A 22252-nucleotide genomic window follows, 5' to 3' on the forward strand; every position below is an offset into this window, starting at 1 on the left:
CGACCATGGCCCAGCAAAAGATCCGCATCCGCCTGAAGGCGTTCGATTACAAGCTGATCGACCAGTCCGCCGCCGAAATCGTCGACACCGCCAAGCGCACCGGCGCCATCGTCAAGGGCCCCGTGCCCCTGCCGACGCGCATGAAGCGCTTCGACATCCTGCGTTCGCCCCACGTCAACAAGACGAGCCGCGACCAGTTCGAGATCCGCACGCACCAGCGCCTGATGGACATCGTCGACCCGACCGACAAGACGGTCGACGCCCTGATGAAGCTGGACCTGCCGGCCGGCGTGGACGTCGAGATCAAGCTGCAGTAAGTCCCTGCACCTGCTCTTCCGACAGGCCGCCTTCGGGCGGCCTTTTCGTCTCTTTGCAGGCTTGTAGGAAGACTGCTACAATTGCGGGCTTCGCTCGACTTCGGCCGGGCGGAGCTTTTATCAACCCTCTTTCGACCGCCCCCGGGCGGAACGCAGAAGCCAATTGCAGCGGCTGCGGCGAAAGCAACGGAGTAACAACATGAGTCTGAGCAGCCTCGGGTTGCTGGGCCGCAAGGTGGGCATGATGCGCCTGTTCACGGATGAAGGGGACGCAGTCCCGGTCACCGTGATCGACGTGTCGAACAACCGCGTCACCCAGGTCAAGTCCCAAGACACAGACGGCTACGTGGCCCTGCAGGTCACGTTCGGTTCGCGCAAGGCCTCTCGCGTGACCAAGCCGCAAGCCGGCCACCTCGCCAAGGCGGGTGTGGAAGCCGGTGAAATCATCCGTGAATTCCGTGTCGCAACCGACATCGCCGGCAAGTACGCCGCCGGTGCGACCGTGCCGGTCCAGGACCTCTTCAAGGTCGGCCAGCTGGTCGACGTGCAGGGCACGACCATCGGCAAGGGCTTCACGGGCACGATCAAGCGCCACCACTTCAAGTCGCAGCGCGCCTCGCACGGCAACTCCCGCTCGCACAACGTCCCCGGCTCCATCTCGATGGCGCAGGACCCGGGCCGCGTGTTCCCGGGCAAGCGCATGTCCGGCCACCTGGGCGACGACACCGTCACCACCCAGAACCTCGACGTCGTCCGCATCGACGAGGCCCGCGGCCTGCTGCTGGTCAGGGGCGCCGTTCCCGGTTCGAAGAACGGTTTCGTGACCGTCGTGTCGGCCGTCAAGGGGCAGCCGAAGCCGGTCGCCGCCAAGCCGGTCGCCGCCGAGAAGGGGAAGAAGTAAATGCAACTCGAACTCCTGAACGAGCAGGGCCAGGCCGCGTCGAAGTTTGACGCCCCCGAGACCGTGTTCGGACGCGAATACAACGAAGCGCTGATCCACCAGATCGTGGTGGCCTTCCAGGCGAATGCCCGTCAAGGCACCCGCGCCCAGAAGGACCGCGAGATGGTCAAGCACTCGACCAAGAAGCCGTTCCGCCAGAAGGGCACGGGCCGCGCCCGCGCCGGCATGACCTCCTCCCCGCTGTGGCGTGGGGGCGGCCGCATCTTCCCGAACAGCCCGGACGAGAACTTCACCCAGAAGATCAACAAGAAGATGTACCGCGCCGGCATGGCGTCCATCTTCTCCCAGCTGGCCCGCGACGGCCGCCTGGCCGTCGTCGAGTCCCTGACCGTCGACAGCCCGAAGACCAAGCAGCTGGCCGACAAATTCAAGAGGATGAACCTCGAGTCCGTGATGGTGATCGCCGACGAAGTCGACGAGAACCTGTACCTGGCTTCGCGGAACCTGGCCAACGTGCTCATCGTCGAGCCGCGTTACGCCGATCCGCTGTCCCTGGTGCACTACAAGAAGGTGCTCGTCACCAAGGGTGCCATGGACAAGCTCAAGGAGATGTTCGCATGAGCCGTACCAATCCCACCCCCCTGTCGCGCAGCCGGATGGACGAAGGCCGCCTGATGCAAGTGCTGGTCGCCCCCATCGTCTCCGAGAAGGCGACGCACGTGGCCGACAAGAGCAATGCCGTCACGTTCAAGGTCCTCCAGGACGCCACCAAGCCCGAGATCAAGGCCGCCGTCGAACTGATGTTCAAGGTGCAGGTCAAGGGCGTGTCCGTGCTCAACACCAAGGGCAAGCAGAAGAAATTCGGCCGTTCCATCGGCCGTCGCGACAACGTCCGCAAGGCCTATGTCACGCTGCAGCCCGGGCAGGAGCTGAACTTCTCCGGGGAGACCGCTTAATCATGGCAGTCATCAAGATCAAACCCACCTCGCCGGGCAACCGCGGCACGGTGAAGATTTCGCGGGACCACCTGCACAAGGGCGAGCCGTACGCGCCCCTGCTGGAACCGCAGATCCAGAAGGCCGGCCGCAACAACAACGGCCACATCACCACCCGGCACAAGGGCGGTGGCCACAAGCACCACTACCGCGTGGTCGATTTCGTCCGCAACAAGGACGGCATCCCGGCGAAGGTCGAGCGCATCGAGTACGACCCGAACCGTTCGGCCCACATCGCCCTGGTGGTGTATGCCGACGGCGAGCGCCGCTACGTGATCGCCCCGCGCGGCCTGGAAGTGGGCTCCACGATGCTCAGCGGCGCCGAAGCGCCGATCCGTGCCGGCAACACCCTGCCGATCCGGAACATCCCCGTGGGCTCCACCATCCACTGCATCGAACTGCAGCCCGGCAAGGGCGCGCAGATCGCGCGTTCCGCGGGCACCTCCGCGACGCTGCTGGCGCGCGAAGGCGTCTACGCGCAGGTCCGCATGCGCTCCGGTGAGGTCCGCAAGATCCACATCGAATGCCGCGCGACGATCGGCGAAGTCGCCAACGAGGAGCACAGCTTGCGTCAACTGGGCAAGGCCGGCGTCAAGCGCCACATGGGCATCCGCCCGACCGTTCGCGGTGTGGTGATGAACCCGGTGGACCACCCGCACGGCGGTGGCGAGGGCAAGACTGGCGAAGGCCGCCATCCTGTCGATCCGTGGGGCAACCTGACCAAGGGTTACCGCACGCGTAACAACAAGCGGACGCAGACGTTCATCGTCGCGCGCCGCAAGAAGTAAGGGGTCCGCACCAAATGACGCGTTCTCTCAAGAAGGGTCCTTTCGTGGACCACCACCTGGTGGCGAAGGTCGAGAAGGCCGTTGCCGTCAAGGACAAGAAGCCGATCAAGACCTGGTCGCGCCGCTCCATGGTCCTGCCCGATTTCATCGGCCTGACCATCGCCGTGCACAACGGCAAGCAGCACGTGCCGGTCTATGTCACCGACCAGATGGTGGGCCACAAGCTGGGCGAATTCGCCCAGACGCGCACCTTCAAGGGTCACCCCGCCGACAAAAAAGTCGTGAAGAAGTGAGGATCACAAATGGCTGAAACCAAGGCAATCCTCCGCGGCGTGCGCCTGTCTGTCGACAAGGGCCGCCTCGTCGCCGACCTGATCCGCGGCAAGAAAGTGGACCAGGCGCTCAACGTCCTGAACTTCACCCAGAAGAAGGGTGCCGTCATCATCAAGAAGGTGCTGGAGTCCGCGATCGCGAACGCCGAGCACAACGACGGTGTCGACATTGACGAGCTGAAGGTCAAGACGATTTACGTCGAGCAAGGCACCGTGCTCAAGCGCTTCACCGCGCGCGCCAAGGGCCGCGGCAACCGCATCAGCAAGGGTACGTGCCATGTGTACGTGACCGTCGGGAACTAAGGAAGAACATGGGACAGAAGATCCACCCGACCGGCTTCCGCCTGGCCGTCACCCGCAACTGGAACAGCCGCTGGTACGCGAACAACCGTGACTTCGCCGACATGCTCGGCGAGGACATCAAGGTCCGCGACTACCTGAAGACCAAGCTCAAGAACGCCGCGGTCTCCCGCGTGCTGATCGAGCGGCCCGCCAAGAACGCCCGCATCACCATCTTCTCGGCGCGTCCGGGCGTGGTGATCGGCAAGAAGGGCGAGGACATCGAGAACCTCAAGAGGGAACTCGCGCAGCGCCTGGGCGTGCCGGTGGCGGTGAACATCGAGGAAGTGCGCAAGCCCGAAGTCGATGCCCAGCTGATCGCCGACTCGATCACCCAGCAGCTCGAAAAGCGCATCATGTTCCGCCGCGCGATGAAGCGCGCCATGCAGAACGCGATGCGCCTGGGCGCGCAGGGCATCAAGATCATGTCCGCCGGCCGCCTGAACGGCATCGAGATCGCCCGCACCGAGTGGTACCGCGAAGGCCGCGTGCCGCTGCACACGCTGCGCGCCGACATCGACTACGGTTTCTCCGAAGCCAAGACCACCTACGGCGTCATCGGCGTCAAGGTTTGGGTCTACAAGGGCGACACCCTCGGCCAGCGCGATGCGCCGTCCCTGGACAGCACGCCGCGCCCCGAAGGCGAAGAGCGCCGTGGCCCGCGTGGCCCGCGCCGTGACGGCGACCGCCGTCCCGGTGGCGGTGCTCCCGGCCGTGGCGGCCCGCGCGGCCCCGGCGGCGGCACCGGTGGACCTGGCGGTCCCGGCGGCGCAGGCCGTTCGATGTCCGGCACCACCAACGTGGCACCGGCCGATGGCAGCGACAAACCTGCTGAAGCAACCCAAGGCGCTGCCGAAACGGCGCCGAAATCTACCGTTAAGCGCGTGCCCCGTAAGACGGGCACCGCGCCGGCAGCACCCGCCGCCGACGGTAAAGGAGAGTAAACATGCTGCAACCCGCTCGCCGCAAATACCGCAAAGAGCAAAAAGGCCGCAACACCGGCATCGCCACGACGGGCAACTCCGTGGCATTCGGTGACTTCGGCCTAAAGTGCACCGACCGCGGCCGCCTGACGGCCCGCCAGATCGAGGCCGCGCGTCGCGCGATCTCCCGCCACGTCAAGCGCGGCGGCCGCATCTGGATCCGCGTGTTCCCGGACAAGCCGATCTCGCAGAAGCCCGCCGAAGTGCGGATGGGCAACGGCAAGGGCAACCCCGAGTACTACGTGGCCGAAATCCAGCCGGGCAAGGTCGTGTTCGAGATCGTCGGCGTGCCCGAGGAACTCGCGCGCGAAGCGTTCAAGCTGGCTGCGGCCAAGCTGCCGCTGCGCACCACGTTCGTCAGCCGCATGATCGGCCAATAAGGAGGAGATGCAATGACCCGAGCCAATGATCTCCGCCAGAAGGACGCCGACGGCGTGCAAGCCGAAGTGAAGTCCCTGCAGAAGGCCCATTTCGGCCTGCGCATGCAGAAGGCGACGCAACAGCTGACCAACACTTCCACGCTGCGTTCCACGCGCCGTGACATCGCCCGCGCCAAGACCATCCTGGCCCAGAAGCGCGCCACTGCAACCAAGACCAAGGAGTGACCCAAATGACGGAAGCCAAGACGTCTCTGAAGCGCACCCTCGTCGGCAAGGTGGTCAGCGACAAGCGTGCCAAGACCGTGACCGTGCTGGTGGAGCGCCGCGTCAAGCACGCGCTGTACGGCAAGATCGTGATCAAGTCGAGCAAGTACCACGCCCATGACGAAAAGGGCGAGTTCCACACCGGCGACGTGATCGAGATCCAGGAAAGCAAGCCGATCTCCAAGACCAAGAACTGGGTCGTGACCCGGCTGGTCGAGAAGGCTGCCGAGGTCTAAGACCCCGCTGCCAAGCAGGCAACAATGATTCGGCCCACAATCGTGGGCCGTTTTCTTTTCCCCAACCCAACGAGGAGCACCCCATGATCAAAGTCGGCGACGCCCTGCCTGATGCCACCCTGATGGAATATTCGGAAGTCGAGGGCAACGGCTGCAGCATCGGTCCCAACCCGGTGAAGGTGCGCGATGCGGCCAAGGGCAAGACCATCGCGCTGTTCGCGCTGCCCGGGGCCTTCACGCCGACCTGCTCGGCCAAGCATGTCCCCGGGTATGTCGAGAAATTCAACGACCTCAAGTCCAGCGGCGTGGACGAGATCTGGTGCGTGAGCGTCAACGACGCCTTCGTGATGGGCGCCTGGGCGCGCGAGCAGAAGACCGCCGGCAAGGTGCGCATGCTGGCCGACGGCAGCGGCGACTTCGCCAAGGCCACCGGCCTCACGCTGGACCTCACCGCGCGCGGCATGGGCCTGCGCAGCAACCGCTATTCGATGCTGGTCAAGGACGGGAAGGTCACGAGCCTCAACGTCGAGGCACCGGGCAAGTTCGAAGTGAGCGACGCGCAGACGCTGCTGGCGCAAGCCAAGAACTGAACTGGATGGCTCCCTCTCCCCGCTGGGGAGAGGGCTGGGGTGAGGGGCCTGCGCGCGAGGCCCTCACCCCGACCCTCTCCCGCAAGCGGGAGAGGGAGTGATTCGGCTCAATATCGACTGCTCAGCGGCGCTGGACTGCTGTTCCAGAGATCCGCCTTCAGGTAGTGCGCCCCGGCGATGGGGTTGTGATAGTAGGGCGGGATCTCCTCGAAGCCCAGCTCCTCGTACAGCGCGCGGGCGGCTTCCATGTCGTCCAGCGTGTCGAGCAGCACCGTGTCGTAGCCGGCGCGGCGGGCGGCATCCAGCGCCGCCTCGGCGAGCTGGCGTCCCAGGCCGAAGCCGCGGAACGGCTTGCGCACGTACAGGCGCTTCATCTCCGCCGCGTTCGGATAGTCCGCGGTGTCCAGCGGGCGCAGCGCGCAGCAACCTGCCAGTTCCCCATCCACGCGCGCAATCAGCAAGGCGCCGCGCGGGGCGGCATAGTCACCCGGCAGGCCGGCCAGTTCCTGCTCGAAATTCTGGAAGCAGAGGTCCACGCCCAGCCCGGCGGCGTATTCGCGAAAGATCGCGCGGACCGCGTCGTGGTCGCGCTCGGCGGGTGAGCTCAGTTCGATCAGGTGGGAGGTGGCTGTGTCCAAGATCCGGGAGGGGAGCCTACGGACGGTCGATTTTAAACGCTGGCCACCGTCGAGCTAACCGGGGGGCAGGGAACCCAGCCGGACGATCCACCAGACCAGCGCCGAGCAGGCGGCCAGCACCGCCGCGGCCACCAGGCGCGAGGAGGCGTCGTCGCGCGACGGGGTCGCCGGCGTGGCGAGGTCCTTGTCGCCCACCACCATCGGCCGCACCAGCACCTGCCGCTTCTTCACGACGTAATAGGCAATGGCGGCCACGTGCAGCAGCACCAGCGAGATCACGAGCCATTGGCCGATCTGGCGGTGATACCACGTGGCCGCCACGCCTCGGTGGATCGACACGAAACGGTTCAGCGGTCCCTGGAAGCCGATTTCGTCGTCGCCGACCAGCCCCGTGACCACCTGCGCGAGCAGGACCACGAGCATCGCGAACACGGAGCCGGCGCCCAGCGGGTTGTGGCCCACCAGGTGGTCGGGATGGGCGCGACCTCGCAGGTAGGCCGCCACCGAGCGCGGTGCATACAGGAAGCTCGCGAAGCGTGACCACCGCCCGCCGATGAAGCCCCAGACGATGCGAAACAGCAGGAGTGCGAGCACCACATAGCCCGCGCGCGCGTGCCACTGCATCGCGCCGGCATAGGCGGTGGCGACCAGGAACACGACGCAGATCGCGAGTAACCAATGGAATAAACGCGTGGGCAAGTCCCACACCCGAATTCGATGCAACATGGTCTATTCTGTTGTCGGAGCCAGGCGACAGGCCCCTATTCGGCGCGGCTGGAACTCAGTAAATTCCCGCAGTGGCGTCGCGAAGGCCGAATTTTTTGCACGGACCGCACTCAGCCGCTCTGGCCCGCCACTTTAACCACCGGAGAAGAACTCATGAAGCTTGCCGCCACTCTGGCTATCGCAGCGTCCGCTTGCGCACTGTCCTCCCCCGCTTCCGCGCAGTTCGCAAAACCGGAAGATGCGGTCAAGTACCGCCAGAGCGCGATGTTCCTCATGTCGCAGCACTTCGGCCGGATCGGCGGCATGGCCAACGGGCGCATCGCGTTCGATGCCAAGGGCGCGACCGAGAATGCGGAAGTGGTGAGCGAAATGTCCAAGATGCCGTGGCAAGCCTATGTCGTCGGCACGGACAAGGTCGCGAATACGCGAGCCAAGCCCGAGATCTGGAGCGAACAGGCCAAGTTCAACGAGTACAACCAGAGATTGATGAGCGATACCACCAAGCTCGTGGCAGCCGCGAAAACCAACAACCTGGACAACCTGAAGAAGGCCTTCGGCGACACCGCTGCCACCTGCAAGGCCTGCCACGACAACTTCCGCAGGGATTGAGCCCTGCCGGTGGATGAATTCCTGAGCAATCCCGCCGTGCAGGCCGGCGTCGCGCCCTTCGTCGCCGGCCTGGCGGTCGCAGTCCCCTTGCGCAATACGCGCTGGCTGGCATGGGCCGTCGGCGCAGCGTTCCTGGTGGTCGTGTGGCTCACGATGGGTTTCGCACTGGAGCCGATGACATCGTCGCGCAAGCTGGTGCTGGCCACTCTGGGCGCGCTGCTGCTCGTCCCGCTGATCGAATACAGCTTTCCTGCCCGCCACGACGCGCGGCTTGCACTGCTTGTCGTGGCCGGCGTCGCCATCACGGCCTGGGTGCTCTCGCGGTTGCTGCTGCAACAGGAGACGCTGCCGGCGCTGGTCGCCGGGGCAGGCTCTGCGCTGTTCCTCGCGGCGCTTCTCGATGGCATGCAACGCGGCCCGTCTGGCACCCCGGTGCAGCCCGCGGCGGTGGCGGTGGTCCTGGGCCTGGGGACCGGCGCGCTCGCAGTGCTGGGAGCGTCCGCGCAGCTGGCCCAGATAGCCATCGGCATCGCCGCCGGCGCCGGTGCCGCGGTGCTGGCCCTGTCGTGGGCGCAACCTCCCCACGGGCGCGGCAGCCTTGGACTGGTCGCCGCCCTGGCCACCGGGTTGGCCGGCCTTTTGTCCGTCTTCACCGGCTCGCTGCCCTGGTACTGCTTGCTGCCCGTGTTGGCGGCGCCCTGGGCGGCCAGGCTGGTGCCAGCGAACGCAGCCCGCGCGCGTCTGCTCACGGCGTTCTTCACCTCGTGCGCGGCGGCCGTCCCCATGTTGCTCGCGGCGGCCCTGGCCTGGACCGCTGGCCGCTCATCCACCCAAGTGGCCCTTCCCAGCTTACCCGCTCTCTCGAAGTCAAGATCGCGACCGCCTCGGTCTCCACCGGCGATGCCAAGCGCACCGATGGCGTTCGCTCGCGCGATGAGCACTTGCGATCGGCGGATTTCTTCAACACCGCTGAATTCCCGGAGATGGTCTACAAGTCGACCCGCATGAACTTCAACGGCGATACGCTGGAGAGCATCGACGGCACCCTCACGCTGCTTGGCGTGACGAAGCCGGTGAAACTGGCGGTCACCACGTTCAAGTGCGGGCCCCACCCCTTCAACAAGAAGCCGATGTGCGGCGCCTACGTGGAAGGGGTGATCAAGCGCACCGACTTCGGCATGAAGTACGGCGTGCCGGGGGTCTCGGACGACGTGAAGCTGGCGATCAGCGTCGAAGCGTACCCCGAGTAGGCCCCGGGGTCCTCGCGGCGGAGGGTCAGCCCTCCGCCAGCAGCTTCTCGATCAACCGCTGCATCTCCGCGAAGTTCGGCTCGCCCACATAGCGCTTCACGATCTCGCCCTTCTTGTTGACGATGAACGAGGTGGGCGTGAGCTGGACCTCGCCCCAGGCGCGGGCGACCGCGCCGGTGTTGTCGATGGCCACGTCGAACGGCAGCTTGCGCGTCTGCGCATAGTTCACGACATAGCTCGGGGGGTCGTAGCTCATGGCGACGGCCATGTGCTGGTACCCCTTGGCGCGGTACTTCTCGTACGTGGACACCATCTTCGGCATCTCGGCGACGCAGGTCACGCAACTGGTCGCCCAGAAGTTCACCAGCGTCACCTTGCCCTTCATGTCGGCGGTGGTCTTCTTCGATCCGTCCAGCAGCACGAACGTGCTCTCCGGAGCGGCGGTCGCGCCGCCCATGGCGAGGAACGCGCCCGCGGCAGCCACCACCAAGGCGGCCACACCCATCATCCAACGCTTGCCTGCCGACATCCTGTTCACCCCATGGCCGCAGGACGCGGCCGCAATAGAGAGGGATTTTCCTCCAAGCCGGGAGTTCCCGCCCGGCGCGCGGCGGGAAGCCCTGTCAGGCGCATTCGGCCAGCACGGCCACCAGTTCCGCGGGTTCGCTGACCATCGGGTCGTGCCCCGTGGCAAGCTCCACGACCCGCACGCCGGCGCCGCCAGCCCACGCGCCGTCCCAGAAGCGCGGGTCCCGCACGCGCGGGCGGATCGCGTCGATGGTGGCCAGCTTCGGCTGGGTGCAGTCCACGAAAGTGCGAGGCACGTTTGCCACCCGCTGCGGATCGAACTGCAGCGGCGCCTGGTAGGTGTGGCCGGGATGCGGCGTCTGCCGCCGCTTCACCCAGGCATGGTCGTCCGCGGCCAGCCCGAACACGGCCGGATCGGGTGGCGGGAAGCTGTAGTCCGCAGAGGCCTGCGCTGCCGCCAGCCGCGCCTCGCGCGCAGCGCTCGCCTGCGTGCTGCTCCAGCTTTCGCCCGGCTTGGGCACCACCGCGTCCACGTACACCAGGTGCTTCAGGCGCTGCGGCATGCGGTCGGCCACGGCAGTGCCGATCATTCCGGCGTAAGAGTGCACCACCAGCACGGCGCCCTGCAGTTCCTCGGCCTCGATCAGGCCGGTGACGTCGGCGATGTGCGTCTCCAGCGTGATGAGCGAGGACATCAGGTGCGCGCGCTCGCCGACGCCGGTGAGCGTGGCCGCATGGGCGCGGTGGCCCTGCGCATGCAGGCGGTCCACCACGCGGCGCCAGCACCAGCCGCCGTGCCACGCGCCGTGAACGAGAACAAAGTCAGTCATCAGATCACCTCCTGGTCGCGCAGCGCCGCGATGCGTTCGTCATCCCATCCCAGCACGCTGGTCAGCACCTCCTGCGTGTGCTCGCCCAGCAGCGGCGGCGGCAGCTCGGTGCGCACCGGCGTCGCGCTCAACTTGATCGGGCTGGCCACCAGGTCCAGCGCCCCGGACAGCGGATGCTGCCACTGGTGGACCATGCCACGTTCGCGCACGTGCGGGTCGGCGAAGACTTCGCCCAGGTTGTTGATCGCGCCGCACGGCACCTTGGCCTGTTCCAGCGCCGACAGCCAGTCGGCCTTGCCGCGCGACGCCATGATCGCCTCCAGCATCGGCACCAGCTCGGCGCGATTGCGCACGCGGTCCTGGTTGCGGGCGAAGCGCGGGTCGGTGGCGAGGTCGGGCCGGCCGGCCACCTGGCAGTACTTGGCGAACTGGCCATCGTTGCCGACGGCGATGATCACGTGGTCCTTGCTGCCGTCCGCGGCGGGAGCGACTTCGAACACCTGGTACGGAACGATGTTCTGGTGCGCGTTGCCGGCACGGCCGGGCACCTTGCCGCTGACCAGGTAGTTGGCGCCCAGATTGGCGAGCATCGCCACCTGCGTGTCGAGCAACGCCATGTCCAGGTGCTGGCCAACGCCCGTGCGCTCCGCGTGGCGCAGGGCGGCCAGGATCCCGACGGTCGCGTACATCCCGGTGAACAGGTCGGCGACCGCCACGCCCACCTTCTGCGGCCCGCCGCCGATGTCGTCGCGTTCCCCGGTGATGCTCATCAGCCCGCCCATGCCCTGGATCGCATAGTCGTAGCCCGCGCGCTCGCGATACGGGCCGGTCTGCCCGAAGCCGGTCACGCTGCAATACACGATGCGCGGATTGATCGCCTTCAAGCTCGCGTAGTCGAGGCCGTAGCGCGCCATGTCGCCGACCTTGAAGTTCTCCACGAACACCTGGCAGTGCTGCGCCAGTTCGCGGATCAGCGCCTGGCCTTCGGGGCGTGCGATGTCGCAGGTCACCGATTGCTTGTTGCGGTTGGTGCCGAGGTAGTACGCCGCCTCGGCCGTGTCCCGGCCCTCGCGGTCCTTCAGGAACGGGGGGCCCCAGCTGCGCGTGTCGTCGCCGCCCGTGGGGCGCTCGATCTTGATGACGTCGGCGCCGAGGTCGGCCAGGGTCTGCGTGCACCAGGGGCCGGCCAGCACGCGTGACAGGTCCAGCACGCGGATTCCATCGAGGGCATTCATCCGTCCATTATCGGGAAACCGATAATGCGTGCAGCCACCCGACCGCAGAGGTGGCCTCCCTCATCCAGGAATCGATGTCGTTGCTCGCACGCCGCCAGGCGATGGTGGTCTTCTTCGCCTTCGCGTTCGCCTATTTCTTCTCCGCCCTGGTGCGCGCGATCACGGCGACGCTGTCGCCGACGCTCACGCGCGAGTTCCGGCTGGATGCCGGCGACCTCGGCCTGCTGGCCGGTGGCTATTTCCTGGGGTTCTCGGCCATCCAGTTGCCGCTGGGGAGCTTGCTCGACCGGCACGGCCCGAAGAAGGTGATCCTCGGCTTCCTGTCGGTGGCCGTGCTGGGCTGTGCGGTGTTTGCCATGGCCACCAGCTTTCCGGTGCTGCTCGCGGCGCGCGTGCTGTGCGGCGCAGGGGTCGGCGCATGCCTGATGGCGCCCCTGACCGGTTACCGGCGCTGGTTCACGCCCGCCGTGCAGCTGCGCACCAACTCCTGGATGCTGATGACCGGCTCCTTCGGCATGCTGGCGTCGACGCTGCCGGTGCAGTGGCTGGCGCCGGTGTACGGCTGGCGCCCGCTGTTCTGGGGCCTGGCGGCGCTGATCGCGCTGTCGATGCTGGTGATCGCGTGGCAAGTCCCGCACTGGGAGCATGCCAGCGACGGCACGCCGGCGCGCAAGGCCAGCTACCGCGAGGTCTGGCGCAACCGCTACTTCCGCCAGATGGCGCCGCTGGGCTTCTTCACCTATGGCGGCATGATCGCCGTGCAGACGCTGTGGGCCGGGCCCTGGATGGTGCGCGTGGCCGGGTACGACCCGCTCGCGGCCGCCGCCGGCCTGTTCACGATCAACCTGGCGATGCTGGCCACCTTCTGGACCTGGGGACTGGTGACGCCTTCGCTGGAGCGCCGCGGCATCAGGACCGACGCCGTGATCGCCTGGGGCACGCCCCTGAGCTTCGTGGCGCTCGCCGCGCTCGTCGTCGCCGGGCCGGCCGCCGGCGCCTGGACGCTGGCGCTGTTCTGCATGGCCAGCACCTTCGTCGCGCTGGCGCAGCCTGCGGTCGGACTGGTCTTCCCGGCCTCGCTCGCGGGGCGGGCCCTCTCGGCCTACAACCTGGTGATCTTCTTCGGCGTGTTCGTCGTGCAGTGGGGCATCGGCCTGGCGATCGACGGCTTCCGGGCCGGGGGATTCAGCGAGCTCGCCGCCTTCCGGGGCGCCTTCAGTGTGTTCCTCGCCACGAGCATGGTGTCCTATGGCTGGTTCCTGTGGAGCAGAAGCCATAATCGACAGGCAAGCCCATGAACGCCATCCTGCTGATCGCCCACGCACCGCTGGCCAATGCCTTGCGGCAATGCGCCTTGCACGTCTTCCCCGAATGCGGCGGCAGCGTGATGGCCGTGGACGTGCAGCCGAACCTGTCGCCCGAGGAAACCCTGGCCACTGCGCGCATCGCGATGGACCAGCTGGTGCAGCCGCCCCACATCCAGGGCGTGCTGGTGCTCACCGACATCTTCGGCGCCACGCCGAGCAACGTGGCGCAAAAGCTGGTGGACGGGGTGACTTCGCGCCTGATCACCGGCGTGAACCTGCCCATGCTGCTGCGGGCGGTGAGCTATCGCCACGAGCCGCTGGAGACACTGGTGTCCCGGGCCATGGTTGGCGGCACGCAGGGCGTGATGCAGGTGGCCATCACCGCGCCGCAGAACCAGCGCCGACGCAACCATGATCAAGAAGAACACGACCATCAGCAATAAGCTGGGCCTGCACGCCCGCGCCTCGGCCAAGCTGACCAAGCTGGCCGGCAGCTATCCGTGCGAGGTCTGGCTCAGCCGCGGCGAGCGCCGCGTCAACGCCAAGAGCATCATGGGCGTCATGATGCTGGCTGCCGGCATGGGCACCGAAGTGACCGTGGAGACCAGCGGCGAGCGCGAGGAGCAGGCCATGGAAGCCCTGCTGGCGCTGATCGCCGACAAGTTCGGGGAAGGCGAGTGAGGGTCGGCGCGAGCACCGCCGGGCTGCCCCAAGGTGCGAAGGCCCCCTCGGGGGGCAGCGCCCGTGTTCGCGCGCCGGCGCGGACTCACTAGCGTGGAGGCCCTGTGACCTTCGCGATCCACGGCATCGCAGTTGCGCGGGGCATCGCCATCGGGCGGGCCGTTGTCATGGGGTCGGGGCGCGCCGACGTCGCGCACTACTTCATCGAGCCGTCGCAGGTGGAAAGCGAAATCGAGCGCGTGCGCGTCGGGCGCGACGCGGTCAGCGACGAGATCCACCGCCTGCAGGCCACCATCGCCGGCATGGGGCCCAAGGAAGCGCCGCACGAGCTGACGGCCTTGCTCGACGTGCACCTGATGCTGCTGCAGGACGAGGACCTGATCGCCGGCGTCAAGCACTGGATCACGGACCGCCTGTACAACGCCGAATGGGCGCTGATCACGCAGCTCGAAGTGCTGTCGCGCCAGTTCGACGACATGGAGGACGAGTACCTGCGCGAGCGCAAGGCAGACCTCGAGCAGGTTGCCGAGCGCATCCTGCGCTACATGAAGGGCATGGGCTCGCCGGTGGCGCAGCCGCCCGCTCCCAAGCGCAAGACGCAGCAGGACCTGCTGCTCGACGACAGCGTCGACGTGCCGCTGGTGCTGGTTGCGCACGACCTGTCGCCGGCCGACATGCTGCAGTTCAAGCAGAGCGTCTTCGCCGGCTTCGTCACCGACGTCGGCGGCAAGACGTCGCATACCGCCATCGTGGCGCGCAGCCTGGACATCCCGGCGGTGGTGGGCGCGCGCAGCGCCAGCAACCTGGTGCGGCAGGACGACTGGGTGATCATCGACGGCGACAGCGGCGTGATGATCGTCGACCCGTCGCCGATCATCCTGGCCGAGTACGGCTTCAAGCAGCGCCAGGCAGAGCTGGAGCGCAGCCGACTGGGCCGGCTGCGCCACACGCCGGCGATGACGCTGGATTCGCAGAAGATCGAACTGCTCGCCAATATCGAGATGCCGGACGACACGGCCGCCGCACTGCGCGCGGGCGCGGTCGGCGTGGGCCTGTTCCGCAGCGAGTTCCTCTTCATGGGCCGCGAGGGCAACCTGCCGAACGAGGAGGAGCAGTACCTGGCCTACCGGGCTGCGGTGGAAGGCATGCACGGCCTGCCCGTGACGATTCGCACCGTCGACGTCGGGGCCGACAAGCCGCTGGACGAATCGCGCCGCGACGAGGCGCACCTGAACCCGGCGCTGGGCCTGCGGGCGATCCGCTGGAGCCTGTCGGAGCCGGAGATGTTCCGCACCCAGCTGCGCGCCATCCTGCGGGCCGCCGCGCACGGCAAGGTGAACCTGCTGGTGCCGATGCTGGCGCACGCCACCGAGATCCGGCAGACGCTGTCGCTGATCGACTTCGCGCGCGCCGAACTGGACAACCGCGGCATCCCGTATGGACACGTCGACATCGGCGCGATGATCGAGATCCCGGCCGCCGCGCTGTCGCTGCGCACCTTCCTCAAGTACTTCGACTTCCTGTCGATCGGCACCAACGACCTGATCCAGTACACGCTGGCGATCGACCGCGCCGACGAATCGGTCGCGCACCTGTACGACCCCTGCCATCCGGCGGTGCTTCGGCTGGTGGCCGACACCATCACCGAATGCCGGCGGCAGGGCAAGGGCGTCAGCGTGTGCGGGGAGATGGCGGGCGACACGCAGTTCACCCGCCTGTTGCTCGGGCTGGGCCTGCGCAGCTTTTCGATGCACCCGGCGCAGATCCTGGCGGTCAAGCAGGAGGTGCTGCGGGCCGACGCGAAACGCCTCGAGCCTTGGGCGCAGCAGGTGGTGGATTCCGAAGATCCCGGCCGGGCGCTGGAGGCGTGACGGATGCCGGGGTGCCTGCGGCAAGCCGGCCTGCGTGACGTCGCAATTCATTCCTCGCAGGTCGGGTTGCGCGCAGCGCACCCCGACGCCGCTCAGCGCGCGCGGGTCCCGACCACCGCCGCGCCGATGATCAGTGCGGCGGCCAGCGCAATGCTGGCGCTCATTTCACGCCCCGTCACCAGCACCAGCAGCGCGGTGGACGCCAGCGGCGTGAGGTAGCTGAGGATGCCGATGTGACGCGCGTCGCCGCCCTTGAGCGCCTTGTCCCAGAGGAAGAACGCCGCGCCCAGGGGGCCGAAACCCAGCACCGCGACCAGCAGCCAGTCGCGCTGCGACAAGTCCACGGGCTGTTCCAGCAGCGCATGGCAACCGAGCGACAGCAGGCCCGAGACCAGCCCGAACAGGCCGATCGCGGCGGTGGGAAATGCTGCAACACGGCGGGTCCAGAGCGAGTAGCTCGCCCAGATGAAGGCGGAGGCCAGAGCGGGCAGGTAGCCCCACGACCATGCGCCCTTGGCGTCACCGCCGCCGAGGATCGCGATCGCGGCACCCGCAAAGCCCGCCAGCGCGGCCAGCACGTGCGCGGCCTTCAGCCGCAGGCCCGGCAGGAACACGGGCGCCAGCACCACGATGAACAGCGGCCACAGGTAGTTGACCAGGTTCGCTTCCACCGCGGGCGCCATGCGCAACGCGATGAACAGCAGGAAGTGGTACAGGAACAGGCCGTAGATGCCGAGGGCCAGCGTGCGCGCCGGCACCTTCCACTGGCGCACCAGCGGCCATGCCGGAATGCTGCCGATCACGAGCGCCAGGCCGGTCAGCAGGAACGGCGGCACGTGGCGCAGCGCGACGCCCAGGGAGGCCAAGGAGGCCCACAGCGCGATGGCGCCAAGGGCGTAGACATTGGGATGCATGGGCGCGATGCTAACGGCGGGGTCGCTGGCGCGAACCCGCCCTACGCCGATACCGCGACTCTCGTAGGGCGGGTTCGCGCAGCGACCCCGCCATGCCTATCGAACGCCGGCCGCATGCGCCTGCTCGTCTGCGTGATACGAGCTGCGCACCATCGCGCCGACGGCGGCGTGGGTGAAGCCCATTTCGTACGCCTTCGCTTCGAACATCTTGAAGGTGTCCGGGTGCACGTAGCGGCGCACCGGCAGGTGCGAGGTGCTCGGCGAAAGGTACTGGCCGATGGTGAGCATGTCGATGTCGTGCCCGCGCATGTCGCGCATCGTCGCCAGGATCTCGTCGTCGTTCTCGCCCAGGCCCACCATCAGCCCGCTCTTGGTCGGCACGCCGGGATGCAGCGCCTTGAATTTCTTCAGCAGGTTCAGGCTGAACTGGTAGTCCGAGCCGGGCCGCGCTTCCTTGTACAGACGCGGGATCGTCTCCAGGTTGTGGTTCATCACGTCCGGCGGCGCGGCCTTCAGGATCTCCAGCGCGCGGTCGTCGCGGCCGCGGAAGTCCGGCACCAGCACTTCGATGGTGGTGCCGGGGGAGAGCTCGCGCGTCTGCCGGATGCAGTCGACGAAGTGGCCGGCACCGCCGTCGCGCAGGTCGTCGCGGTCGACGCTGGTGATCACCACGTACTTCAGCTTCAGCCGCGCGATCGTCTCCGCCAGCTTGCGCGGCTCCGCCGCGTCCAGCGGATCCGGCCGGCCGTGGCCCACGTCGCAGAACGGGCAGCGCCGGGTGCACTTGTCGCCCATGATCATGAAGGTGGCCGTGCCCTTGCCGAAGCACTCGCCGATGTTCGGGCAGGACGCTTCCTCGCACACCGTGTGCAGGTTCTGCTCGCGCAGGATCTGCTTGATCTCGTAGAAGCGCGAGCTGGCCGACCCGGCCTTCACGCGGATCCATTCCGGCTTCTTCAGGATCTCGAAACCGGCCTCCACCTTCACCGGGATGCGCGAGAGCTTGGCCGCCGCCTTCTGCTTGGCGCTGGCCTGGTACGTCTCGACGGTTTGCGCCTCGCGCACGACGGGGTTGGAGCTCATGATCGAACCTTTCGCAGAGCCGCCTCAAGGAAGGTTCGCGCCCCCTCGGGGGGCAGAGAGCGATAGCGAACGTGGGGGCTCATTTTTTTCTCTTGGGGGTCACGGGGCCAGCAGCGCCTGCAGCTTGTGGCCCAGCAGCGCGGCGGCTTCGTTCCATGGGGTGGAAACGCCGATTGTAGAAAGGTCGACCGTGCGCAGCCCGGCATGGCCACATGGGTTGATCCGCGAGAAGGGTTCCAGGTCCATCGCGACGTTCAGCGCCACCCCGTGGTAGGTGCAATTGCGACTGACCTTGATGCCGAGGGCGGCGATCTTGGCGAGGCCGGTGAAGTCGGGGCCACCCTCACCCCCGCCCACTCCCGCAAGCGGGAGAGGGAGTTTCGAGCCCCCTCTCCCGCTTGCGGGAGAGGGTTGGGGTGAGGGCAGCCGCGCATGACCAAACGGATCCTCCACCCGCACATAGATCCCCGGCGCCCCGGCGACCCGGTGTCCCGTCACGCCGTAGTCAGCCAGCGTGCGGATCACCGCCTCCTCCACGCGGTACACGTATTCCTTGACGAAGTAGCCGGCCCGCCGCAGGTCGACCAGCGGATAGGCCACCACCTGCCCGGGGCCGTGGTACGTGACCTGTCCACCGCGGTTGGTGGCCACGACCGGGATGGCGCCGGCATCGAGGACATGGTCGGCCTTGCCGGCCAGGCCCTGGGTGAACACCGGCAGGTGCTCGCAAAGCCAGAGTTCGTCGGGCGTGTCGGCGGTGCGCCCCTGCGTGAAGGCCGCCATGGCCTGGTACGTGGGCAGGTAGTCGACCTGTCCCAGCACCTTGGCCATCATGATTACAGGACGACCTTCACCATCGGGTGCGAGGACAGCGCCCGGTACAAATCGTCCAGCTGCTCCCGGCTGGTCGCGGTCACCGTGATCGTGATGCCGAGGTAATTGCCCTTGCTGCTGTCGCGCAGTTCCACCGTCGACGCGTCGAAGGCCGGGTCGAACTGGCGCGCCACCGTGGTGATCGCGTTCACGAAACCCTCCACCTTCGGGCCCATCACCTTGATGGGGAAGAGCGACGGGTATTCGATCAGCGATTCCTGGCGGGAATCGACAGCGGACTTGGGCGGGAACATCGAGGCGGACATTTTCGTCAGGAGTGTTTGGCTTGCTGGTAGCCGGCGAACAGCTTGTCGTAGATGGGGCCCGGGCGCCCGTTTCCAACTGGCTGTCCGTCCAGCAGGGTGCACGGGACCACCTCCTTGGTGGCCGAGGACACGATGATCTCGTCGGCCGCAAGCACTTCTTCACGGCTCACCGGACGCAGCTCGAACGGGATGCCGGCCTTGCGGCAGATCTCCTCGATCAGGCCGTAGCGGATGCCTTCCAGCACCAGGTTGTCCTTGAGCGGCCCCAGGACCTTGCCCCCCTTGACGACCCACACGTTCGACGCCGCCGCCTCGCTGAGCCAGCCGTCGCGAAACATGATGGTCTCGTTGGCGCCCACGTCCGCGCTCATCTGCCGGGACAGCACGGCGCCGGCCAGGCTCAGGCTCTTGATGTGCGCCTTCTTCCAGCGGAAGTCGTCCGCGGTCACGCAGGCCACGCCTTTGGCGCGTTCCTCGGGGGTATAGATATAGAGACGGTTCACCATGGCGAACACCGTGGGCTCGATGTCGGGCGGCATGATGTGGTCGCGCATCGCCACGCCGCGCGTGACCTGCAGGTACACCAGCTGGTTGGTCTCTTCGGGCTTCTTGCCGGCGTACTGCGCGTAGGCGCCGATCAGCTGGTCGACCACCTTGCGCCAGCCGGCGCGGTCCTTCGGGTTGCGGATGCGCATCTCCCCCAGGCTGCGGTCGAGCCGGGTCATGTGGTCGTCGAAGCGGAACGGCCGGCCAGCATAGGCGGGCACCACTTCGTAGACGCCGTCACCGAAGATGAAGCCGCGGTCGAGGACGCTCACCTTGGCGTCGCGCACGGTGCTCATTTCACCGTTGAGGTAGCAGGGCAGGGCGGGAATGGGTTCGCTCATGCCCTGATTGTCTCCGTTCGCGGCCGGTGGGGGCGCTGTCGCGAACCCACCCTGCCGCACGCGGCTCGTCGGCCGTAGGGCGGGTTCGCGCCAGCGACCCCGCCATGCAACATCACCGCCACAACAGCACAGCCGCGATCGCCACCCAGCCCAGCGTGAGGTTCACCTTCACCAGCAGCGTGATCTGGTTCATGCGCTTGCCGCCTTCCGGCCAGGCCTGCTGCGCCACGGCCGCCTTCAGCCGCCGCCAGGGCCCGAAATAGATGTGGCCGAACACCAGCATCATCACGACGCCGAGTCCGGCCATCGCATGCCAGCCGGCCGGCGCCTGGCCCCCGGGCACCTGCAGCAGCAGCGGCACGCCGGTGCCGAGCAGCAGGGCGATGCTGGCGATCACCAGGACGAAGAAGCGCCGCAGCACCTCCACCACCAGTGGCAGCCGCACCGGCGGCTCCTGCCGCGCATGCAGCGCGGGGCGCAACGCCAACACCATGAAGACCATGCCGCCCATCCAGAAGATGGTGCCGGCGATATGCAGGAACAGCAGCAGGTTGCGCATCGGTTTCCCCGGTTCGGACCGCTGCATTGTGTCCCCACGGGACGCACCGGCCCCGTCCATGCACGCGGCCGCACGCGGGCTGGCGAAGTGCATGGGTTTCTACTTATAATGGGAGGCTTTCCAAAATTTCCAGGCATCTGAAGCGCGGTTACATCGGCAGGTATGCCATCCAACAACATCGCCCCGCTGCCAGAAGACCTGGACGAAGTTTCCCCTGTCCGACCGCTGAGCGCCGAAGAGGCGCGCCGAGTTCGTGAGCAGAACCCCCAGGTTTCCCTGTGGTGGGTCGTGGCGGGGCAGGCAGGGGTGGGGTTGGTCGCGGCCTTGGTTGCGTGGGTCCTGACCGGGAAGCAAAACGTGGGGTGGTCCGTCGCGTATGGGGCTTTGGCCGTGGTTGTCCCCGCGGCCGTGTTCGCGCGGGGGCTCACCGGAAGGTTCGCGTCACTCAACGCGGGAACCGCGGCAGTCGGGTTCCTGTTGTGGGAGATGGTCAAGATTGCCTTGACGTTCGCCATGTTGGCGATGGCGTCGAGGCTGGTGGCGGGACTGAGCTGGCCGGCATTGCTGGTCGGCCTGGTCCTCGCGATGAAGGTTTACTGGGTGGCGCTGGCGTTCGCGCGGCGGCCCAAGACGACATCGAGCTGAAAAGAAAACATGGCTGCTGAAAACGTTGCTGCGGGGCACGGCCCCACCGCCGGCGAGTACATCGTTCACCACCTGACGTTCCTGCAGAACAAGCAGCCGTCCAACGTCGTCGACTTCTCGGTGTTCAACTGGGACTCGCTGTTCTGGTCGATCCTGCTCGGCGCGGTCACCTGCCTGCTGCTGTGGAAGGCCGCGCGCAAGGCCACCTCCGGCGTGCCGGGCCGCTTCCAGGCCGCCGTCGAGATCCTGGTGGAAATGGTCGACTCGCAGGCCAAGGGCATCGTGCACAACGCCACGAGCCGCAAGTTCGTGGCGCCCATGGCGCTGACCGTGTTCATCTGGATCTTCCTGATGAACGCGATGGACCTGCTGCCGGTGGACCTGATCCCGTACGTCTGGGAGCGCATCTACGGCGCCGCCGGCGGCGACCCGCACCATGCCTACATGCGCGTCGTGCCCACGGCCGACCTCTCCATCACCATGGGCCTGTCGCTCGGCGTGCTGCTGACCTGCCTGTTCTACAACATCAAGATCAAGGGCGCGGGCGGCTGGGCGCACGAGCTGTTCACCGCCCCGTTCGGCTCGCACCCGCTGCTGTGGCCGTTCAACTTCCTGATGCAGATGATCGAGTTCGTCGCCAAGACCGTGTCGCACGGCATGCGACTGTTCGGCAACATGTACGCCGGCGAACTGATCTTCCTGCTGATCGCCATGATGGGCGGCGCCTTTGCGCTCACCGGCACGGGCATCGGCCTGGCCATCGGCCATGTCATCGCGGGCTTCGTGTGGGCCGCCTTCCACCTGATCATCATCACCCTGCAGGCCTTCGTGTTCATGATGCTCACGCTCGTCTACATCGGCCAAGCGCACGACGCGCACTAGGCGGCGTCACCGGCACAACGCGTTTCCCTTTCCCCTTTCACGTCAACCAAAAGTCCACTAGGAGTAGAAACAATGGAACAAGTCATCAGCTTCGTCGCACTGGCCGCCGGCCTGATCATCGGCCTGGGCGCCATCGGCGCCTGCATCGGTATCGGCATCATGGGCAGCAAGTACCTCGAAGCCGCCGCCCGTCAGCCCGAGCTGATGAACGAGCTGCAGACCAAGATGTTCCTGCTGGCCGGCCTGATCGACGCTGCGTTCATTATCGGCACCGGTATCGCGCTGTGGTTCGCCACCGCCAACCCGTTCCTGGGCCAGCTGGCCGCACGCTAAGCCATCCTGT

The 22252-nt window shown here is 67.0% G+C and carries 32 protein-coding genes; 21 read left to right on the plus strand and 11 right to left on the minus strand.

What is annotated here, in order from left to right; genetic code table 11:
* The first annotated feature begins 5 nt into the window (after positions 1 to 5).
* The 12 genes from rpsJ to WG902_RS21090 all read left to right on the plus strand — a co-directional run bounded on the left by rpsJ (position 6) and on the right by WG902_RS21090 (position 6125).
* Positions 6 to 317: a 30S ribosomal protein S10 gene (gene rpsJ, locus WG902_RS21035; RefSeq protein ID WP_340062389.1), complete on the plus strand. Its 312-nt coding sequence runs from the start codon at positions 6 to 8 to the stop codon at positions 315 to 317.
* A 199-nt stretch (positions 318 to 516) separates the two neighbouring features.
* Positions 517 to 1218 (plus strand): 50S ribosomal protein L3, encoded by a 702-nt coding sequence (rplC, locus tag WG902_RS21040; RefSeq protein ID WP_340062180.1) that lies wholly within the window; start codon positions 517 to 519, stop codon positions 1216 to 1218.
* On the plus strand, positions 1219 to 1839 hold the full coding sequence (gene rplD, locus WG902_RS21045) for a 50S ribosomal protein L4 (RefSeq protein WP_340062181.1): 621 nt from the start codon (positions 1219 to 1221) through the stop codon (positions 1837 to 1839).
* Positions 1836 to 2174, plus strand: a complete 339-nt coding sequence (gene rplW / locus WG902_RS21050) for a 50S ribosomal protein L23 (protein WP_445263716.1) — start codon at positions 1836 to 1838, stop codon at positions 2172 to 2174. Before rplD ends, rplW begins: the two co-directional genes overlap by 4 nt.
* A gap of 2 nt (positions 2175 to 2176) precedes the next feature.
* On the plus strand, positions 2177 to 3001 hold the full coding sequence (rplB, locus tag WG902_RS21055) for a 50S ribosomal protein L2 (protein WP_340062182.1): 825 nt from the start codon (positions 2177 to 2179) through the stop codon (positions 2999 to 3001).
* Positions 3002 to 3015: 14 nt separating this feature from the next.
* Positions 3016 to 3294, plus strand: a complete 279-nt coding sequence (gene rpsS / locus WG902_RS21060; protein ID WP_340062183.1) for a 30S ribosomal protein S19 — start codon at positions 3016 to 3018, stop codon at positions 3292 to 3294.
* Between the two features lie 9 nt (positions 3295 to 3303).
* Positions 3304 to 3636 (plus strand): 50S ribosomal protein L22, encoded by a 333-nt coding sequence (gene rplV / locus WG902_RS21065; RefSeq protein WP_340062184.1) that lies wholly within the window; start codon positions 3304 to 3306, stop codon positions 3634 to 3636.
* An 8-nt stretch (positions 3637 to 3644) separates the two neighbouring features.
* A complete protein-coding gene (gene rpsC, locus WG902_RS21070; RefSeq protein ID WP_340062185.1) occupies positions 3645 to 4616 on the plus strand; it encodes a 30S ribosomal protein S3 in 972 nt (323 codons plus the stop codon).
* A gap of 2 nt (positions 4617 to 4618) precedes the next feature.
* Positions 4619 to 5035 carry a 50S ribosomal protein L16 gene (rplP, locus tag WG902_RS21075; protein ID WP_340062186.1) on the plus strand — a complete coding sequence of 139 codons (417 nt, stop codon included), beginning with the start codon at positions 4619 to 4621 and terminating at the stop codon, positions 5033 to 5035.
* 12 nt (positions 5036 to 5047) lie between these two features.
* On the plus strand, positions 5048 to 5260 hold the full coding sequence (gene rpmC, locus WG902_RS21080) for a 50S ribosomal protein L29 (protein WP_340062187.1): 213 nt from the start codon (positions 5048 to 5050) through the stop codon (positions 5258 to 5260).
* Positions 5261 to 5265: 5 nt separating this feature from the next.
* On the plus strand, positions 5266 to 5535 hold the full coding sequence (gene rpsQ / locus WG902_RS21085) for a 30S ribosomal protein S17 (RefSeq protein WP_340062188.1): 270 nt from the start codon (positions 5266 to 5268) through the stop codon (positions 5533 to 5535).
* A gap of 83 nt (positions 5536 to 5618) precedes the next feature.
* Positions 5619 to 6125 carry a peroxiredoxin gene (locus tag WG902_RS21090; RefSeq protein WP_340062189.1) on the plus strand — a complete coding sequence of 169 codons (507 nt, stop codon included), beginning with the start codon at positions 5619 to 5621 and terminating at the stop codon, positions 6123 to 6125.
* Between the two features lie 107 nt (positions 6126 to 6232).
* Here WG902_RS21090 and WG902_RS21095 read toward each other — a convergent pair whose 3' ends face one another.
* On the minus strand, positions 6233 to 6763 hold the full coding sequence (locus tag WG902_RS21095; RefSeq protein ID WP_340062190.1) for a GNAT family N-acetyltransferase: 531 nt from the start codon (positions 6761 to 6763) through the stop codon (positions 6233 to 6235).
* Between the two features lie 54 nt (positions 6764 to 6817).
* On the minus strand, positions 6818 to 7489 hold the full coding sequence (locus WG902_RS21100) for a cytochrome b/b6 domain-containing protein (protein ID WP_340062191.1): 672 nt from the start codon (positions 7487 to 7489) through the stop codon (positions 6818 to 6820).
* 153 nt (positions 7490 to 7642) lie between these two features.
* Here WG902_RS21100 and WG902_RS21105 point away from each other — a divergent pair, with 153 nt between their 5' ends.
* Entirely contained in the window at positions 7643 to 8098 is a 456-nt protein-coding gene (locus tag WG902_RS21105) for a c-type cytochrome (protein ID WP_340062192.1), read from the plus strand.
* A gap of 110 nt (positions 8099 to 8208) precedes the next feature.
* Positions 8209 to 9348, plus strand: a complete 1140-nt coding sequence (locus WG902_RS21110) for a YceI family protein (RefSeq protein WP_340062193.1) — start codon at positions 8209 to 8211, stop codon at positions 9346 to 9348.
* A 25-nt stretch (positions 9349 to 9373) separates the two neighbouring features.
* Here the strand turns inward: WG902_RS21110 and WG902_RS21115 are convergent, their stop codons facing one another.
* From WG902_RS21115 to WG902_RS21125, 3 genes are all read right to left on the minus strand, one after another.
* A complete protein-coding gene (locus tag WG902_RS21115; RefSeq protein WP_340062194.1) occupies positions 9374 to 9856 on the minus strand; it encodes a TlpA family protein disulfide reductase in 483 nt (160 codons plus the stop codon).
* A 115-nt stretch (positions 9857 to 9971) separates the two neighbouring features.
* Positions 9972 to 10706 carry an alpha/beta hydrolase gene (locus WG902_RS21120; protein WP_340062195.1) on the minus strand — a complete coding sequence of 245 codons (735 nt, stop codon included), beginning with the start codon at positions 10704 to 10706 and terminating at the stop codon, positions 9972 to 9974.
* Positions 10706 to 11941, minus strand: a complete 1236-nt coding sequence (locus WG902_RS21125; RefSeq protein ID WP_340062196.1) for a CaiB/BaiF CoA transferase family protein — start codon at positions 11939 to 11941, stop codon at positions 10706 to 10708. The genes WG902_RS21120 and WG902_RS21125 overlap by 1 nt, the downstream gene beginning before the upstream one ends.
* A 74-nt stretch (positions 11942 to 12015) precedes the next feature.
* Here WG902_RS21125 and WG902_RS21130 point away from each other — a divergent pair, with 74 nt between their 5' ends.
* From WG902_RS21130 to ptsP, 4 genes are all read left to right on the plus strand, one after another.
* The gene (locus WG902_RS21130; protein WP_340062197.1) at positions 12016 to 13239 is read left to right on the plus strand and encodes an MFS transporter; all 1224 of its coding nucleotides are present in this window, start codon (positions 12016 to 12018) and stop codon (positions 13237 to 13239) included.
* Positions 13236 to 13691, plus strand: coding sequence for a PTS sugar transporter subunit IIA (locus WG902_RS21135; RefSeq protein WP_340062198.1), 456 nt, complete (start codon positions 13236 to 13238; stop codon positions 13689 to 13691). The genes WG902_RS21130 and WG902_RS21135 overlap by 4 nt, the downstream gene beginning before the upstream one ends.
* The gene (locus WG902_RS21140) at positions 13660 to 13929 is read left to right on the plus strand and encodes an HPr family phosphocarrier protein (protein WP_340062199.1); all 270 of its coding nucleotides are present in this window, start codon (positions 13660 to 13662) and stop codon (positions 13927 to 13929) included. Before WG902_RS21135 ends, WG902_RS21140 begins: the two co-directional genes overlap by 32 nt.
* A 104-nt stretch (positions 13930 to 14033) precedes the next feature.
* On the plus strand, positions 14034 to 15800 hold the full coding sequence (gene ptsP, locus WG902_RS21145) for a phosphoenolpyruvate--protein phosphotransferase (protein ID WP_340062200.1): 1767 nt from the start codon (positions 14034 to 14036) through the stop codon (positions 15798 to 15800).
* A 92-nt stretch (positions 15801 to 15892) separates the two neighbouring features.
* Here the strand turns inward: ptsP and WG902_RS21150 are convergent, their stop codons facing one another.
* The 6 genes from WG902_RS21150 to WG902_RS21175 form a co-directional block, all read right to left on the minus strand.
* Complete coding sequence (locus tag WG902_RS21150) at positions 15893 to 16714, minus strand: DMT family transporter (protein WP_340062201.1); 822 nt, start codon at positions 16712 to 16714, stop codon at positions 15893 to 15895.
* A 96-nt stretch (positions 16715 to 16810) separates the two neighbouring features.
* Positions 16811 to 17797 carry a lipoyl synthase gene (lipA, locus tag WG902_RS21155; protein WP_340062202.1) on the minus strand — a complete coding sequence of 329 codons (987 nt, stop codon included), beginning with the start codon at positions 17795 to 17797 and terminating at the stop codon, positions 16811 to 16813.
* Between the two features lie 99 nt (positions 17798 to 17896).
* Entirely contained in the window at positions 17897 to 18631 is a 735-nt protein-coding gene (gene lipB / locus WG902_RS21160) for a lipoyl(octanoyl) transferase LipB (RefSeq protein ID WP_340062203.1), read from the minus strand.
* 2 nt (positions 18632 to 18633) lie between these two features.
* The gene (locus WG902_RS21165; RefSeq protein WP_340062204.1) at positions 18634 to 18936 is read right to left on the minus strand and encodes a YbeD family protein; all 303 of its coding nucleotides are present in this window, start codon (positions 18934 to 18936) and stop codon (positions 18634 to 18636) included.
* Between the two features lie 5 nt (positions 18937 to 18941).
* Positions 18942 to 19823, minus strand: coding sequence for an aminotransferase class IV (locus WG902_RS21170; RefSeq protein WP_340062205.1), 882 nt, complete (start codon positions 19821 to 19823; stop codon positions 18942 to 18944).
* A gap of 112 nt (positions 19824 to 19935) precedes the next feature.
* Positions 19936 to 20382 carry a CopD family protein gene (locus WG902_RS21175; RefSeq protein ID WP_340062206.1) on the minus strand — a complete coding sequence of 149 codons (447 nt, stop codon included), beginning with the start codon at positions 20380 to 20382 and terminating at the stop codon, positions 19936 to 19938.
* A gap of 162 nt (positions 20383 to 20544) precedes the next feature.
* Between WG902_RS21175 and WG902_RS21180 the strand changes: the two genes are divergently transcribed.
* The 3 genes from WG902_RS21180 to atpE all read left to right on the plus strand — a co-directional run bounded on the left by WG902_RS21180 (position 20545) and on the right by atpE (position 22242).
* On the plus strand, positions 20545 to 21027 hold the full coding sequence (locus WG902_RS21180; RefSeq protein ID WP_340062207.1) for an ATP synthase subunit I: 483 nt from the start codon (positions 20545 to 20547) through the stop codon (positions 21025 to 21027).
* 9 nt (positions 21028 to 21036) lie between these two features.
* Entirely contained in the window at positions 21037 to 21909 is an 873-nt protein-coding gene (gene atpB / locus WG902_RS21185) for a F0F1 ATP synthase subunit A (protein WP_340062208.1), read from the plus strand.
* A gap of 72 nt (positions 21910 to 21981) precedes the next feature.
* Positions 21982 to 22242, plus strand: a complete 261-nt coding sequence (gene atpE / locus WG902_RS21190) for a F0F1 ATP synthase subunit C (RefSeq protein ID WP_332827796.1) — start codon at positions 21982 to 21984, stop codon at positions 22240 to 22242.
* The last annotated feature ends 10 nt before the right edge of the window (positions 22243 to 22252 follow it).

Source organism: Ramlibacter sp. PS3R-8 (assembly GCF_037572435.1).
In the GTDB taxonomy this organism is placed as follows: domain Bacteria; phylum Pseudomonadota; class Gammaproteobacteria; order Burkholderiales; family Burkholderiaceae_C; genus Ramlibacter.

Bases quoted from the DNA above. Each gene is read 5' to 3' on its own strand.
- WG902_RS21165 (WP_340062204.1), bottom strand. From the start codon at position 18,936: ATGTCCGCCTCGATGTTCCCGCCCAAGTCCGCTGTCGATTCCCGCCAG.
- lipA (WP_340062202.1), bottom strand. From the start codon at position 17,797: ATGAGCTCCAACCCCGTCGTGCGCGAGGCGCAAACCGTCGAGACGTAC.
- WG902_RS21150 (WP_340062201.1), bottom strand. From the start codon at position 16,714: ATGCATCCCAATGTCTACGCCCTTGGCGCCATCGCGCTGTGGGCCTCC.
- WG902_RS21090 (WP_340062189.1), top strand. From the start codon at position 5,619: ATGATCAAAGTCGGCGACGCCCTGCCTGATGCCACCCTGATGGAATAT.
- rpsS (WP_340062183.1), top strand. From the start codon at position 3,016: ATGACGCGTTCTCTCAAGAAGGGTCCTTTCGTGGACCACCACCTGGTG.
- WG902_RS21175 (WP_340062206.1), bottom strand. From the start codon at position 20,382: ATGCGCAACCTGCTGCTGTTCCTGCATATCGCCGGCACCATCTTCTGG.
- rpsC (WP_340062185.1), top strand. From the start codon at position 3,645: ATGGGACAGAAGATCCACCCGACCGGCTTCCGCCTGGCCGTCACCCGC.
- WG902_RS21120 (WP_340062195.1), bottom strand. From the start codon at position 10,706: ATGACTGACTTTGTTCTCGTTCACGGCGCGTGGCACGGCGGCTGGTGC.
- WG902_RS21180 (WP_340062207.1), top strand. From the start codon at position 20,545: ATGCCATCCAACAACATCGCCCCGCTGCCAGAAGACCTGGACGAAGTT.
- atpE (WP_332827796.1), top strand. From the start codon at position 21,982: ATGGAACAAGTCATCAGCTTCGTCGCACTGGCCGCCGGCCTGATCATC.
- WG902_RS21125 (WP_340062196.1), bottom strand. From the start codon at position 11,941: ATGAATGCCCTCGATGGAATCCGCGTGCTGGACCTGTCACGCGTGCTG.
- rplV (WP_340062184.1), top strand. From the start codon at position 3,304: ATGGCTGAAACCAAGGCAATCCTCCGCGGCGTGCGCCTGTCTGTCGAC.
- WG902_RS21110 (WP_340062193.1), top strand. From the start codon at position 8,209: ATGGGCCGTCGGCGCAGCGTTCCTGGTGGTCGTGTGGCTCACGATGGG.
- rplD (WP_340062181.1), top strand. From the start codon at position 1,219: ATGCAACTCGAACTCCTGAACGAGCAGGGCCAGGCCGCGTCGAAGTTT.
- atpB (WP_340062208.1), top strand. From the start codon at position 21,037: ATGGCTGCTGAAAACGTTGCTGCGGGGCACGGCCCCACCGCCGGCGAG.
- rpmC (WP_340062187.1), top strand. From the start codon at position 5,048: ATGACCCGAGCCAATGATCTCCGCCAGAAGGACGCCGACGGCGTGCAA.
- rpsJ (WP_340062389.1), top strand. From the start codon at position 6: ATGGCCCAGCAAAAGATCCGCATCCGCCTGAAGGCGTTCGATTACAAG.
- WG902_RS21100 (WP_340062191.1), bottom strand. From the start codon at position 7,489: ATGTTGCATCGAATTCGGGTGTGGGACTTGCCCACGCGTTTATTCCAT.
- WG902_RS21130 (WP_340062197.1), top strand. From the start codon at position 12,016: ATGTCGTTGCTCGCACGCCGCCAGGCGATGGTGGTCTTCTTCGCCTTC.
- rplW (WP_445263716.1), top strand. From the start codon at position 1,836: ATGAGCCGTACCAATCCCACCCCCCTGTCGCGCAGCCGGATGGACGAA.
- rplC (WP_340062180.1), top strand. From the start codon at position 517: ATGAGTCTGAGCAGCCTCGGGTTGCTGGGCCGCAAGGTGGGCATGATG.
- WG902_RS21170 (WP_340062205.1), bottom strand. From the start codon at position 19,823: ATGAGCGAACCCATTCCCGCCCTGCCCTGCTACCTCAACGGTGAAATG.
- rplB (WP_340062182.1), top strand. From the start codon at position 2,177: ATGGCAGTCATCAAGATCAAACCCACCTCGCCGGGCAACCGCGGCACG.
- rplP (WP_340062186.1), top strand. From the start codon at position 4,619: ATGCTGCAACCCGCTCGCCGCAAATACCGCAAAGAGCAAAAAGGCCGC.
- WG902_RS21105 (WP_340062192.1), top strand. From the start codon at position 7,643: ATGAAGCTTGCCGCCACTCTGGCTATCGCAGCGTCCGCTTGCGCACTG.
- WG902_RS21140 (WP_340062199.1), top strand. From the start codon at position 13,660: ATGATCAAGAAGAACACGACCATCAGCAATAAGCTGGGCCTGCACGCC.
- rpsQ (WP_340062188.1), top strand. From the start codon at position 5,266: ATGACGGAAGCCAAGACGTCTCTGAAGCGCACCCTCGTCGGCAAGGTG.
- lipB (WP_340062203.1), bottom strand. From the start codon at position 18,631: ATGATGGCCAAGGTGCTGGGACAGGTCGACTACCTGCCCACGTACCAG.
- WG902_RS21115 (WP_340062194.1), bottom strand. From the start codon at position 9,856: ATGATGGGTGTGGCCGCCTTGGTGGTGGCTGCCGCGGGCGCGTTCCTC.
- WG902_RS21135 (WP_340062198.1), top strand. From the start codon at position 13,236: ATGAACGCCATCCTGCTGATCGCCCACGCACCGCTGGCCAATGCCTTG.